This is a genomic window from Mycobacterium sp. NAZ190054 (assembly GCF_001545925.1).
Taxonomy (GTDB): Bacteria; Actinomycetota; Actinomycetes; order Mycobacteriales; family Mycobacteriaceae; genus Mycobacterium.
On the sequence record NZ_LMVQ01000072.1, the window covers coordinates 1 to 13,333 of the forward strand.

14 protein-coding genes are annotated in these 13,333 nt (G+C 69.8%); 5 read left to right on the top strand and 9 right to left on the bottom strand.

Translation table 11 applies throughout. The annotated features are described in order from the left end of the window. The coding region (locus ASJ79_RS06905; RefSeq protein WP_156448307.1) for a serine/threonine-protein kinase at positions 1-1,016 on the bottom strand (1,016 nt) is incomplete at its 3' end. Positions 1,017-1,179: 163 nt separating this feature from the next. On the opposite strand from ASJ79_RS06905, the gene ASJ79_RS06910 reads away from it, so the two are divergent. Beyond that, positions 1,180-2,229 carry a dihydrodipicolinate reductase gene (locus ASJ79_RS06910; RefSeq protein ID WP_067953988.1) on the top strand — a complete coding sequence of 350 codons (1,050 nt, stop codon included), beginning with the start codon at positions 1,180-1,182 and terminating at the stop codon, positions 2,227-2,229. Between the two features lie 13 nt (positions 2,230-2,242). Then, on the top strand, positions 2,243-3,145 hold the full coding sequence (locus ASJ79_RS06915) for a patatin-like phospholipase family protein (RefSeq protein WP_067953989.1): 903 nt from the start codon (positions 2,243-2,245) through the stop codon (positions 3,143-3,145). On the opposite strand, the gene ASJ79_RS06920 is transcribed toward ASJ79_RS06915, so the two are convergent. Both ASJ79_RS06920 and lpqV read right to left on the bottom strand, forming a co-directional pair. Continuing rightward, on the bottom strand, positions 3,134-4,117 hold the full coding sequence (locus ASJ79_RS06920; RefSeq protein ID WP_067953990.1) for a patatin-like phospholipase family protein: 984 nt from the start codon (positions 4,115-4,117) through the stop codon (positions 3,134-3,136). The genes ASJ79_RS06915 and ASJ79_RS06920 overlap by 12 nt on opposite strands. A gap of 75 nt (positions 4,118-4,192) precedes the next feature. Beyond that, positions 4,193-4,627 carry a lipoprotein LpqV gene (lpqV, locus tag ASJ79_RS06925; RefSeq protein ID WP_067953991.1) on the bottom strand — a complete coding sequence of 145 codons (435 nt, stop codon included), beginning with the start codon at positions 4,625-4,627 and terminating at the stop codon, positions 4,193-4,195. 264 nt (positions 4,628-4,891) lie between these two features. Between lpqV and ASJ79_RS06930 the strand changes: the two genes are divergently transcribed. Together ASJ79_RS06930 and ASJ79_RS06935 are read left to right on the top strand one after the other, a co-directional pair. Further along, the gene (locus tag ASJ79_RS06930) at positions 4,892-5,413 is read left to right on the top strand and encodes a cysteine dioxygenase family protein (RefSeq protein WP_067953992.1); all 522 of its coding nucleotides are present in this window, start codon (positions 4,892-4,894) and stop codon (positions 5,411-5,413) included. Then, positions 5,413-5,781 carry a rhodanese-like domain-containing protein gene (locus tag ASJ79_RS06935; protein ID WP_067953993.1) on the top strand — a complete coding sequence of 123 codons (369 nt, stop codon included), beginning with the start codon at positions 5,413-5,415 and terminating at the stop codon, positions 5,779-5,781. The genes ASJ79_RS06930 and ASJ79_RS06935 overlap by 1 nt, the downstream gene beginning before the upstream one ends. On the opposite strand, the gene ASJ79_RS06940 is transcribed toward ASJ79_RS06935, so the two are convergent. Genes ASJ79_RS06940 through ASJ79_RS06950 form a run of 3 tightly spaced genes read right to left on the bottom strand, consistent with a single transcriptional unit; the run spans position 5,778 to position 9,349 of the window. Further along, positions 5,778-7,490, bottom strand: a complete 1,713-nt coding sequence (locus tag ASJ79_RS06940) for an alpha/beta-hydrolase family protein (protein WP_067953994.1) — start codon at positions 7,488-7,490, stop codon at positions 5,778-5,780. The genes ASJ79_RS06935 and ASJ79_RS06940 overlap by 4 nt on opposite strands. 9 nt (positions 7,491-7,499) lie before the next feature. Further along, the gene (locus tag ASJ79_RS06945) at positions 7,500-8,282 is read right to left on the bottom strand and encodes an enoyl-CoA hydratase (protein ID WP_067953995.1); all 783 of its coding nucleotides are present in this window, start codon (positions 8,280-8,282) and stop codon (positions 7,500-7,502) included. 2 nt (positions 8,283-8,284) lie between these two features. Further along, positions 8,285-9,349 carry an enoyl-CoA hydratase/isomerase family protein gene (locus ASJ79_RS06950; RefSeq protein ID WP_067953996.1) on the bottom strand — a complete coding sequence of 355 codons (1,065 nt, stop codon included), beginning with the start codon at positions 9,347-9,349 and terminating at the stop codon, positions 8,285-8,287. Between the two features lie 170 nt (positions 9,350-9,519). Between ASJ79_RS06950 and ASJ79_RS06955 the strand changes: the two genes are divergently transcribed. Further along, positions 9,520-10,371, top strand: coding sequence for a Bax inhibitor-1/YccA family protein (locus tag ASJ79_RS06955; protein ID WP_067953997.1), 852 nt, complete (start codon positions 9,520-9,522; stop codon positions 10,369-10,371). Positions 10,372-10,428: 57 nt separating this feature from the next. Here ASJ79_RS06955 and purT read toward each other — a convergent pair whose 3' ends face one another. From purT to ASJ79_RS33705, 3 genes are all read right to left on the bottom strand, one after another. Beyond that, positions 10,429-11,631 (bottom strand): formate-dependent phosphoribosylglycinamide formyltransferase, encoded by a 1,203-nt coding sequence (purT, locus tag ASJ79_RS06960; protein WP_067953998.1) that lies wholly within the window; start codon positions 11,629-11,631, stop codon positions 10,429-10,431. 25 nt (positions 11,632-11,656) lie between these two features. After that, entirely contained in the window at positions 11,657-12,874 is a 1,218-nt protein-coding gene (locus ASJ79_RS06965) for an acetyl-CoA C-acetyltransferase (RefSeq protein ID WP_067953999.1), read from the bottom strand. A gap of 35 nt (positions 12,875-12,909) precedes the next feature. Then, positions 12,910-13,333 (bottom strand): SDR family NAD(P)-dependent oxidoreductase (locus ASJ79_RS33705; RefSeq protein WP_231750757.1); only part of this gene is annotated, 424 nt, incomplete at its 5' end.

The following is a 13,333-nucleotide window of genomic DNA, read 5'->3' on the forward strand; positions in this document are numbered from 1 at the left end:
TTCCTTGACCGCCGGGTGGGTGGCGCCGAGGAGGGCGACGCCGACGAGGACGCACGGCCAGGTGCGGCCGGCGCGGTCGGTGTGGTCGAGCAGGCACTCCACGCTGCGCTGCGGGTAGGCGCGGGCCTACCCGGATACGGCAGCGGCGCCATCATCGTGGCCGCCTGGTTCTGCGGCGCACCGGCCACCGCGTCGGCGGCGGCGCGGGCCAGCTCACCCGCCGACCGGTAGCGGTCCTCGGCGCGCTTGGCCATGCCGCGCGCGATGACCTGGTCCAGGCCGGCCGGGAGCCCGGGCCGCAGCAGGCTGGGCCGCGGCGCCGGCTCGTTGAGGTGGGCCGCGATCACCGCGCTGACGCTGTCGCCGTGGAAAGGCTGTGCGCCCGTAAGGCATTCGTGCAGCACGCAGGCCAGTGCGTACACGTCGGCGCGGTGGTCCACCACACCGTTGGTGAACCGTTCCGGAGCCATGTACGCGTACGTCCCGACCGCGGTGCCGAGCTGGGTGAGCGCCTCGTCGGTGGCCGCATTCGCGATGCCGAAGTCGACCAGGTAGGCGAAGTCGTCGCGGTTGACCAGGATGTTCTCGGGCTTGACGTCGCGGTGCATGATGCCGTTGCGGTGCGCCGCGTCCAGCGCCGACGCGATCTGGCGCACGATCGCCGTCGCCCGCGCGGGCGCCATCGGCCCCTGCTGCCTGAGGATCGTGCGCAAGTCGGTGCCGTCGATCAGCCGCATGTCGACGAACAGCAGCCCGTCCACCTCGCCGTAGTCGTGGATCGGCACCACGTGGGGGTCCTGGAGCCGGCCCGCGGCGTGGGCTTCGCGCTGCAGTCGGGCGCGGAACACCGGATCGTGGGAAACCGTCTCCGGCAACAACTTCAGCGCGACGATCCGGCCCTTGGCGGTGTCTTCGGCCTCGTACACCTCGCCCATGCCGCCCTTGCCGAGCAGCCGTCGCAAACGGTAGGGCCCGATCTGGGAACCGACGCGGGAACCCTGCTGCGGATCAGTCATCGTGGCTCCTCACGTTCTCGTCCGGCGAAAACACCCTAATCCGGCGGAAGGCGTTGCACTGGGACAACGGCCCGGGTTGCCGATTTCCAGCCAATCCGCCGGCCGCTGGTGTACATGTCGGTAGAACGTGTTCTAGTTTCAGGGGCTGTCAGGAGGAGACGACATGGCGTTTCGGGTCGTGCAGTGGGCCACCGGCGGTGTCGGTGTCGCAGCGGTCAGGGGAGTGCTCGAGCATCCCGACCTGCACCTGGTCGGCTGCTGGGTGCACTCGCCCGACAAAGCGGGCCGCGACGTCGGCGACATCGTCGGCGTTGACCCGCTCGGGGTGACGGCGACAAACAGCATCGACGACATCCTCGCGCTCGACGCCGACGCCGTGATCTACTCGCCCCTGATCGCCAACCCCGACGAGGTCGCCGCGCTGCTGCGGTCGGGCAAGAACGTCGTGACCCCGGTCGGGTGGCTGTACCCGAGCGCGCGCAGCGGAGCCGCGATGCGGGAGGCGGCGCTGGCGGGCGACGCGACGTTGCACGGCACCGGGATCGCACCCGGTGGCATCAGCGAGAAATTCCCGTTGATGCTCTCGGCCATGTCCACCGGCGTGACATTCGTACGCGCCGAGGAGTACTCGGATCTGCGCACCTACGAGGCCCCCGACGTGCTGCGCCACGTTATGGGTTTCGGGGAGACGCCCGACAAGGCGCTGACCGGGCCGATGCAGAAGATGCTCGACACCGGTTTCATCCAGGCGGTGCGGATGTGCGTCGACCAGCTGGGCTTCGCAGCTGACCCGAAAATCCGTGCCACACAGGAGATCGCCGTGGCCACCGCACCGATCGACTCTCCGATGGGTCAGATCCGACCGGGCCAGGTCGCCGGCCGGAAGTTCCACTGGGAGGCGCTGGTCGGCGGCGAGCCGGTGGTGCGGGTGACGGTGAACTGGTTGATGGGCGAGCAGAACCTGGACCCGGCGTGGTCGTTCGGGCCCGAGGGGCAGCGCTACGAGATGGAGGTGCGCGGCAACCCCGATTTCACGGTGTCGGTCAAGGGATTTCAGTCCGAGGTCGGCGGCGAGGGGCCCGAGTACGGGGTGGTCGGCACGGCCGCCCACTGCGTGAACTCGGTGCCCGCGGTGTGCGCGGCGCCGCCGGGCATCGCCACCTATCTCGATCTGCCGTTGATCAGCGGAAGGGCGGCGCCGAACCTGCGGTGACTAGCATCGGGGCATGCCTGACGACAACTCTCACGACACGAGCGCACCGACCAGCGATCCCATGCGCGCGCTGGTCCTCGCCGGCGGCGGACTGGCCGGCATCGCCTGGGAAACCGGTCTGCTGCTCGGGATCTGTGACGAGGCACCCGAAGCCGGGCGGAGTCTGCTCGCGGCCGACGTCCTGCTCGGCACCTCAGCGGGCTCGGCGGTCGCCGCGCAGATCGGCAGCGGGTTCCCGCTGGAGGAGTTGTTCGCCCGCCAGCTCTCCGACGAGCACGGCGCGCACGAGATCCACCCCGGTGTCTCGGTCGACGCCATCACCGACCTGTTCCTGAAGGCGATGACGACCCCGGGGGCCGGCAAGGAGCAGAAGCTGCAGAAGATCGGCGCGGTCGCCGCGGACACCCACACAGTGTCAGAGCCCCTGCGCCGCACCGTGATCGAACACCGGTTGCCCGTCCACGACTGGCCGGCACGGGCGCTGCGGGTGACCGCCATCGACATCGCGACGGGTGAGCTGACGGTGTTCGACGCGGACTCGGGCGTCGGGCTGGTCGACGCGGTGACCGCCAGCTGCGCGGTGCCCGGAGTGTGGCCGCCGGTGACGATCGGGGACCGTCGGTACATGGACGGCGGGGTCGGCAGCACGGTCAACATGCCCGCGGTCGACGACTGCGGTGCGGCCGTCGTGCTGGTGCCGTCCGCGGAGAACAGCCCCTCGCCGTGGGGGACCGGCGCCGTCACCGAGATCGAGGACTTCCCGGGCGCCACGCTGGCGGTGTTCGCCGACACCGGCTCGCTGGCCGCGTTCGGGGCCAACCCGCTCGACCCGGCGTGCCGTGAACCGGCGGCGCGGGCCGGCCGCGAACAGGGGCGCCGGGAAGCGGCCCGGGTGGCCCGTTTCCTAGGTGTGTGAGGGCTTCTCCTCGATCGTGTCCAGCGCTGCGGCGGCCAGCTCCTGCCCGATCTCGATCACCTCGGCCGCGCGGTGGAAATCCAGGCTGCGGCACACCGTACGCGGCACCTCGACCAGCAGATCCGGGGGATAGGCGGCCAGCGTGTGGCGGGCCAGCGCGGCCTGGGCGATGTCGATGACCCGGTTCATCACCTCGAAGCTGCCGAGCTTCGGGATCGCGTGCGGATCGGCTTCGTCGTGCGGGGTGTCGACGTCGAGCGGCTCGTCGTCGCCTGCCACGAAGCGGCCCAGCACCGCGCGACCGGTGGGGGTCTCCAGCAGGGACCGCGCGGCCTTGGTGTCCAGCAACGACGAGGAACTGCGCCACATCCGGTTCAGCCAGTCACCCGACGGCGTCCGGGACTCCCTTTCGCGTCTGCCGGCTTCGGGATCCTCGCCGGAGATGCTGACCGCGATGGTTACGTCCGCCTTGACCGCGGCCACCGGCGCCATCGGCAGCGGGTCGAGGATGCCGCCGTCGGCCAGCAGGCGGCCGTCGAGCACGTGCGGGGTGATCAGCCCGGGAATCGCGATCGACGCGCGGATCGCGTCCTCGACCGGGCCGCGCTGCATCCACACCGATTTACCGGTGATCAGGTCGGTGGCCACCGAGGTGAACGGGATCGGCAGTTCCTCGATGGTGACGTCACCGAGGATCTCGCGTACGGCGTCGAGGATCTTCTCCGCGCGTAACACCCCGGCCGACGTGATCGACGGATCCAGCAGGCGCAGCACCGCCCGCTGGGTCAGCGAGCTCGCCCAGGCGGTGTATTCGTCGAGTTTCCCTGCGGCGTACAGGCCGCCGACCAGGGCGCCCATCGAAGACCCGGCGATGCCCACGACCTCGTGGCCCCGTTCGTGCAGCTCGTTGATGACGCCGATGTGGGCGTAGCCGCGTGCGCCGCCGCTACCCAGAGCCAGTGCCACCCTCATCCGGTAATTCTGCGCCGGACCGGGGCTGATCGCGTGGCCGGGACCGGGGACACGCGGGAGCCGGCGCCGGCCGCGTCAGTCGCAGAGCGCGTCGGCGGCCGCCTCCACGGCGACGATCACCGCCGACTGCTGTCCCGGCGTGAGTTCCGACCACGTCTTGCCGAACGTCCCGGGCCCGCCGGTCGGCGCGTCCTGCACGCTCTTCAGGTAGGGCTCGATCTGCGCGTGCGGGTCGCCGCCCTGCCCGTCGATCCACGTCCGCGCCGCCCGGCAGGCCTGGAAGTAGTCGTCCTCGGTGGAGTCGGCGGGGGCATCGACCGACGTCGTGACGCCGCCGGGGGAGACGCCCACACCGGCGGGCGGCGCGGTGGCCTGTGGCGATGACGGCGACGATGACGGCGACGTGGTGGTCGGTGCCGGTTCTGGTTCGGAGGAGCAGCCGGCCAGGATCGCGGCCGACAGTGCGATGACCGCGATGACACCGTTCCGGCGAGGACCGTCGCTGCTCATCCCGTCAATCTAGGCAACGCGGCCTCCGGCGACAGCAGACCGGCGAAACCGGGTGCCACGACGCCCCGGACCGGACCGGGCCTCCCGGCCGGAGGGCAGACCTGCGGCTTCATAGATTCACGGTGAGGTTAATCCCGCGCACTGGCGACCGGTGAGCGCGCTGTGCCAGACTTGCCTGCGTGAGCGACGCGACCCGGATTCAGGAGTGTTGTCAGGCCTAGTTGCCGACCCCTGACCCGTCCGTCGTTTTTCTGGAGTTCTGCCATGATCCTGGCGCCCACCCGCCTGCGCCCCGCCGACCTGCTGCATGTCACCGACCGGTTCGCCGACGACGTCCTCGGCGGCGACTACGACCACCTGCTGCCCGCCGCCGGGCTGCCCACCACCGAGCGCTGGTTCAGCCGGCTGCACGGCACCGACGAGATCGACGTATGGCTGATCAGCTGGGTGCCGGACCGCTCGACCGAGTTGCACGATCACGGGGGTTCCCTCGGCGCGCTGACGGTCCTGTCCGGCGCTCTGCGCGAAACACGTTGGGACGGCGCGGCGTTGCGTAACCGCCTGCTGGTGGCCGGTGACCAGGCGGCGTTCCCGCTCGGCTGGGTGCACGACGTGGTCTGGGCGCGTGAGGGCGTCACCGGCGGCGGCGTCCCGCCGGCGGGTCCGACGCTGAGCGTGCACGCGTACTCGCCGCCGTTGACGGCGATGTCCTACTACGACGTCACCGAGCAGAACACGTTGCGCCGCAACCGGACCGAACTCACCGACAAACCGGAGAGTGACTGATGGCCAGCCGTATCGACGCCGTCCTGGCCGACGCCAGGGCGAAGCTGACCCGGATGCCCGCCGACGATGTGCCCGCTGCGCTGGCTCGCGGCGCGGTGCTGGTCGACATCCGGCCGGCCGCCCAGCGTGCCGCCGAGGGGGAGGTGCCGCAGGCGCTGGTCGTCGAACGCAACGTGCTGGAGTGGCGGTGCGACCCGACCAGCGACGCGCGAATCCCGCAGGCCGTTGACGACGACGTCGAGTGGGTGGTGCTGTGCTCGGAGGGCTACACCTCAAGCCTGGCCGCGGCGTCGCTGAAGGAACTCGGACTGCACCGCTCGACCGACGTCATCGGCGGTTACCACGCCCTCAAACACGTACTCGGCTAAGAGTTCTCGTCGCTCCTGAGCAGCCCGCGCAGCTTCTCGGTCATGGCCTGGTCCCAGCCCGGCGGCAGCAGGATCGACGCCCAGACGTCGGCGACGTCGCGGACGTAGACGTGGCCGTGCCCGTCGGGAACGTTGACCGCCACCGCCATGTCGGCGCTGACCTGGAGGAACGTGACGACCGGGATCCACTCCATCTCCGGTGAGACGTCGTATCCGCGCCGTTCGCGCAACCAGTCCGGCCGGGCGAACAGCAGATCGGGATTCCACCACGCGATCGGATCCGAGGCGTGCTGCAGGTAGACCACGCGCGGCTGCTCCCACGGGTCGTGCGGGCGTTGCAGATCCTGCGCGTCGGCGACGAAGCGGACGTTGGCGCCCTTGTCGTAGACCGGGAGCCATTGCGGCGACCCGGGGTCGCGGTTGCGGGTCAGGTCGGCCCAGACGGTGTTGTTGAACGTCGGCCCGCTGAACAGCGCGCCGTCGGTGCGGGCGATGAGATTGTTCAACGCCAGGAACGGCGCCTCACCACCGAACGAGCCGAGGCTCTCGCCGAACACCACCAGCTTCGGGCGCTGCGGTTCGGGCATCTCCCGGATCAGCGCGTCGACCGCCTCGAACAGCGCCTGCCCCGCCTGGCGGGCGTTCTCCCGGTCCACCAGGAACGACAGCCAACTCGGCAGGAACGAGTACTGCATCGACACGATCGCGGTGTCGCCGTTGTACATGTACTCCAGCGCGGAGGCTTCGGCTTCGTTGATCCAGCCGGTGCCGGTCGTGGTGGCCACCGCGACCACGGCGCGGTCCAGTCCGCCGGTGCGTTGCAGCTCCCGGGCCGCCAGTGCCGCGGTCTCCTTGATGCCGTCGGCCGAGTGCAGCCCGGCGTAGGCGCGGATCGGTTCGGTGGCCGGGCTGCCGTTGAACTCGGTCAGCTCCTCGACCGACGGTCCGTTGGAGACGAACATCCGGCCCTGATGGCCGAGGGACTCCCAGCTCACCAGCGATCGCGGTCCGCCGGACCGCAGATCCGATGCGGGCGCGGCGAAGTCGGGGTCGGTTTCGTCGTTGACCGCCGCGAAGGTCTTGTTGATGGTGCTCATCGCGAACCGCACCACGACGCCGTTGAGCAGCGCGACCGTCAACGCCAACAGCACGGTGACCACGACCACGGCCGCCACCCGCGGTGGGGCGACCCGCTTGGCCTGACGCACCAGGAAACGCACGAGTCTGCCGACCAGTTGCCCGATCTCGACGAGCACGAACAGCGTCACCACCGAGATCACCGCGGCCAGCGGATAATCCCATAAGGTCAGCCGCGGAACGCCCATCAGGTCACGGACGTCGTCCTGCCAGTCGTGGAACTGGACGACCATCACGATCATGCCGAGCACACCGACGACCACGAGCGCCGGCCAGGCCCGTCGGGGTGCCGGCGGGCTGCTGTCCTTGGAGCGCATGAACCGCACCAGCCACACCGCGAAGACGCCGAACCCGTAACCGATCGCCCCCGCGCCGCCGCTGACCAGGCCCTGGAACAGTGGCCCGCGCGGCAGCAGCGACGGCGTCAGCGAGAACCACAGGAACGCGAAACCGACTGCGGTGCCGGTGAACGTGTAGTGCCGGACCCACCACCCGCGCCGCGCCGGCGCTACCGGTTCGTGCGCCGGTGTCTCGTCGAGCACCGCGGCGGGGGCTTCACCGGTGTCGGTCACGCATGAACTTTAGCGATGTGTGAAGTTCGGCGACCGCTTCTCGGTGAACGCGTTCATGCCCTCGGTCTGGTCGTCGGTGGCGAACGCCGAATGGAACAGCCTGCGCTCGTAGAGCAGTCCCTCGGTCAGTGTGGTCTCGAACGCGCGGTCGACCGCCTCCTTGGCCATCCGCGACGCCGACAGCGACATGCCGGCGACGGTCTGCGCCACCGACCTGGCCTCCTCGAGCAGCGTGTCGGCGGGCACCACCCGCGACACCAGCCCGGCGCGTTCGGCCTCCTCGGCGCCCATGTTGCGGCCGGTGAGGATCAGGTCCATCGCCTTGGCCTTGCCGATCGCGCGGGTCAGCCGCTGCGACCCGCCCATGCCCGGCAGCACGCCGAGCTTGATCTCGGGCTGGCCGAACTTCGCGGTGTCGGCGGCGATCAGGATGTCGCACATCATCGCCAGCTCGCAGCCGCCGCCCAGCGCGTAACCGGCCACCGCGGCGATGGTCGGGGTGCGGGTCGCGGCGAATCTGCCCCAGCCGGCGAAGAAGTCGGAGGAGAAGACGTCGGCGAACGACAGGCCGGCCATCTCCTTGATGTCGGCGCCGGCGGCGAACGCCTTCTCGTTGCCGGTGAGGATGATGGCCCCGACACCCGGGTCCGCGTCGAGTTCCGCTGCGGCCGTGGTGACTTCGTTCATCACCTGGCTGTTGAGCGCGTTGAGCGCCTTGGGCCGGTTCAGCGTGATGGTCGCGACGCGCTCGTCGCGCTCGACGATGATCGTTTCGAAGTTCTCCGAGCTCATGGTTACTCCTCGTCGAATTGCAGGTCGGGGTCGGCGGGCGCGAAGTACGCCTCGATGTCGGATGCGGTCACCTCGGGCAGGGAGGCCGGCGACCACTTGGGGTTCCGGTCCTTGTCGATCAGCTGGGCGCGGATGCCCTCGACGAGGTCGTGCGAGCGCAGCGACGCCACCGACGTCCGGAACTCCTGGCGCAGCACGTCTTCCAGTGTGTCCAACTTCGCGGCCCGCCGGACGGCTTCGAGGGTGACCGACGCCGCGACGGGGGAGCGGGACGCGATCAGGTCGGCGGCCTCGACGGCGGCGGTGCCGCCAATGCGGTCGGCGGCGGCGTCGTGCCCGCGCAGCGCGGCGATGATGTCGGCGACCGTCTCCCCGGCGTAGCAGTCGTCGATCCAGTCACGCTGGGCCAGAAGCCCGCTCGCGGGTGGTTGCTGGGCGAACGCGGCGACCGCTGCGTCGACGCCGTCGGCTTCGATCGCGTCGACGAACGCCGCGAGCCGATCCTGTGGCACGAAGTGGTCGGCGAAGCCCATCGCGATGGCGTCGGCGCCGGAGAACGAGGCCCCGGTGAGTGCCGCGTGCACCCCGAGCAGGCCGGGGGTGCGCGACAGGATGAACGTGCCGCCGACATCGGGGATGAACCCGATCCCGACCTCGGGCATGGCCATCTTCGTCGTCTCGGTGACCACCCGCACGCTGCCGTGCGCGCTGATCCCGACCCCGCCGCCCATCGTGATGCCGTTCATGATCGCCACGTAGGGCTTCGGGTACCGGCCGATGTAGGCGTTGAGCAGGTACTCGTCATGCCAGAACCGGCGGGACCCGGAGCCGCCGGATCTGGCGTCGTGATAGATCGCGACGACATCGCCGCCCGCGCACAGCCCGCGCTCACCCGCCCCGGACACCACGACGGCGTTGACCGCGTCGTCGGTCTCCCAGGCCTTCAGCGCCCGCGTGATGGTGGTGACCATCGGATGGGTCAGCGAGTTGATCGCCTTGGGCCGGTTCAGCATGATTCGGCCGACGCCGTGGTCGGCAGTTACTAGGACATCCTCGTTTTCGTCCACGGAATGCAATCTAGATCGTCTCCCCCGTCGCGGACAGCCCGGGTAAGGTTCCTGTGAAGGCCCTGGGAAATCCGCCCTGACGGTCGGGAACCGCCCGGGAACCTCAAACGTTGACCGAGTGATCGTCACAGGTCGAAGCACTACGACATCGAGACAGGAAGGACCCGACGGTGCGCGAAAGCAGCAACCCGGTGTTCCGCTCACTGCCCAAGGGGCAGCAGGGCGGTTATGCGCAATTCGGTACCGGAGCCGCCGGCTACGGTGCGCAGGCGGTACACGCCGATCCGTACGTCACGCAGTACCCGGAGCAGCGCCAGACTGGTGTCTCCCGCGCGCTGACCATCGACGACGTCGTCATGAAGACCGGCATGACGCTGGGCGTGCTGACGGCCGTCGCGGTGGTGTCGTACTTCCTCGTCAGCCAGAACCTCGGCCTCGCCATGCCGTTCACACTGGTCGGTGCGCTCGGCGGTCTGGCGCTGGTGCTCGTTGCGACGTTCGGCCGCAAGCAGGACAACCCGGCCATCGTGCTGAGCTACGCGGCGCTGGAGGGCCTGTTCCTCGGTGCGGTGTCGTTCATCATCGCCAACATCGCCTCCATCGGCGGTGCCGGCATGATCGCGCAGGCGATCGTCGGCACGCTCGGTGTGTTCTTCGGCATGCTCGTCGTCTACAAGACCGGCGCCATCCGCGTCACCCCGAAGTTCACCCGGATGATCGTCGCCGGCCTGTTCGGTGTCGTCGCGCTGATGCTGCTCAACCTGGTGCTGGCGCTGTTCGGCGTCGGTGGCGGTGCGGGCCTTGGGCTGCGTGACGGTGGCATGCTCGCCATCGGCTTCTCGCTGCTGTGCATCGGCCTGGCCGCGTTCAGCTTCCTGATCGACTTCGACGCCGCCGACCAGATGGTCCGTGCCGGCGCGCCGGAGAAGGCGGCCTGGGGCATCGCGCTCGGCCTGACCGTGACCCTGGTCTGGCTGTACCTCGAGATCCTGCGCCTGCTCAGCTACTTCAATCAGGACTAGCAGTCGACACGAAGAGGGGCGCCCGCGAAAGCGGACGCCCCTTTTTCGTGCCTGGGCCTACTCGGCCCGCGGTTTGACCCGGGCGGCCGCCTCGGCGGCGTTGCGGCGCGCGACGTCGACGTCGTCGTCGTAGGCCAGCGCCACGCCCATCCGGCGGGTGAGGAAGCTCTCCGGCTTGCCGAACAGCCGGATGTCCGTGCGCGGCACCTGCAACGCCGCGTCCACCCCGTCGAACACGACGGCTTCGGCGTCCACCCCGCCGTAGATCACCGCGCTCGCGCCCGGGGACCTCAGCGTGGTGTCCACCGGCAGGCCCAGGATGGCCCGTGCGTGCAGCTCGAACTCGTTCTGCCACTGCGTCACCATCGTCACCATGCCGGTGTCGTGCGGACGCGGGCTGACCTCGCTGAACCAGACCTGATCACCCTTGACGAACAACTCGACGCCGAAGATGCCCTGCCCGCCGAGGTTCTCGGTCACGGCGGCGGCGATCTGCTGCGCGCGTTCCAGCGCGGCGGCCGGCATCGGATGCGGCTGCCAGCTCTCCACGTAGTCCCCGCCGACCTGCCGGTGCCCGACGGGTGCGCAGAACTGCGTCTCCACCTCGCCGGAGGCGCCGCGGGCCCGCACGGTCAGCAGCGTGATCTCGTAGTCGAAATCGACGAAACCCTCGACGATGATGCGCGTCTGGCTGACCCGGCCGCCGGCCATCGCGTAGTCCCAGGCCGCCGCGACACCGTCGGGACCGTCGATCTTGGACTGTCCCTTGCCGGAGCTGCTCATCACCGGCTTGACCACGCACGGGTAGCCGATCTGCCCGTCGATCGCGGCCTGCAGCTCCTCCAGTGAATCGCAGAAGCGGTACGGGCTGGTCGGCAGGCCGAGCGTCTCCGCGGCGAGCCGGCGGATGCCCTCGCGGTCCATGGTCAGTCGCGCCGCCCGGGCCGTCGGGATCACGGTGGCCACGCCCTCGGCCTCCAGAGCTTCGAGTGCCGGGGTGGCGATGGCCTCGATCTCCGGCACCACCAGATCCGGACGCTCGGCCTCGATCAGCGCGCGCAGCTGATCGGGGTCCGACATCGTGATCGTCCGCGCGTGGTGGGCGACCTGGTGGCCCGGCGCGTTCTGGTAGCGGTCGACGGCGATGGTCTCGACCCCGAGGCGCTGCAACGCGATCAGCACTTCGCGGCCGAGCTCACCGGAGCCGAGCAGCATGACTTTCGTGGCGCGCGGTGACAGCGGCGTTCCGATGGTGGTCATCGGGACGGCATTCTATGGCCGGTGGTCAGGCGAGCCGCTCCACGACCATCGCCATGCCCTGGCCACCGCCGACGCACATGGTCTCGATGCCGAACGTCTTGTCGTGGGTGGCGAGGTTGTTCAGCAGCGTGGCGGTGATGCGGGCGCCGGTCATGCCGAACGGGTGCCCCAGCGCGATCGCGCCGCCGGACACGTTCAGCTTGTCCTCGTCCATGCCGAGTTCACGCGCCGAACCCAGTACCTGCACCGCGAACGCCTCGTTGATCTCGTACAGGTCGATGTCCGAGATCGACATCTTCGCGTTGCCCAGTGCCTTCCTGACCGCCTCGATCGGGCCCAGGCCCATGATCTCCGGCGACAGACCCGACACACCCGTCGACACGATCCGCGCCAGCGGGGTCAGGCCGAGCTCCTTGGCCTTGGTGTCGCTCATGATCACGACCGCGGCGGCGCCGTCGTTGAGTGGACACGCGTTGCCCGCGGTGATCGTGCCGTTGGGCCGGAACACCGGCTTGAGCTGGCTGATCTTCTCGTAGGTGGTGCCGGCGCGCGGGCCGTCGTCCTTGGACACCACGGTGCCGTCGGGCAGGGTCACCGGGACGATCTCGCGTTCGAAGAACCCGTTGTCGATGGCCTCCTCGGCGCGGTTCTGCGAGCGCACACCCCAGTGGTCCTGGTCCTCGCGGCTGATCCCGGTGAACGCGGCGACGTTCTCGGCGGTCTGGCCCATCGCGATGTACACGTCGGGCAGCAGGCCGTCCTCGCGCGGGTCGTGCCACTCGGTGGCTCCGGCGGCGGCCTGCTCGGAGCGGGCCTGCGCGTCGGCGAAGACCGGGTTCTTCGAATCGGGGGCGCCGTCGGCCGCGCCTTTGCCGAACCGCGACACCGTCTCCACCCCGGCCGAGATGAACGCGTGCCCCTCGCCGGCCTTGATCGCGTGGAACGCCATCCGGGTGGTCTGCAGCGACGACGAGCAGTAGCGGTTGACCGTGGTGCCGGGCAGGAAGTCGTAGCCGAGCTCGACCGCGACCGCGCGGCCGATGTTGTAGCCGGCCTCACCGGCGGGCTGCGCGCAACCCATCATCAGATCGTCGAGGTCGCGCGGGTCGAGCGCGGGCACCTTGTCGAGTACGGCCTTGACCATCTGGGCGGCGAGGTCGTCGGGGCGCATCGAGACCAGCGAACCCTTGTTGGCCCGGCCGATGGGGGAGCGGGCGGTGGCGACGATGACGGCTTCGGGCATGAGGGCTCCTCCGGTAAAGAACGTGTGCCAAGAAACTAGCCCGCGGGCACGACGATCGGCGCGGGCACCCCGGTCGAGCGCCGCCACAGCCGGTTCAGCCCGCCGAGCCGGGACAGCAGCGATGCGTCGTCGTCTGTCCTGGATTCCAGCGCCTCGGCGGTGGGAGCGCCCGTGACGAACTCACCCAACGCCTCACAGAGCGCGGGGAGCAGTTGCATGGCGGCCAGCTCGTACCCCGCCGCCGACGGGTGGAACATGTCGGCGGAGAACAGCAGCTCCGGCGTCTTGTAGAAGTGCGGCGCGAGCAGGTCCGAGAACGGCACCGGAACCCCGCCGGCGGCGGAGCTGATCAGGATGATCGAACCGCCACGGTCCCCGTCGATGATGTGCTGGGCGCCGGCCATCACGGTGTTCCAGGTGCCGGTCAGGTTGATGTCGATGACATCGCGGAACGACTCC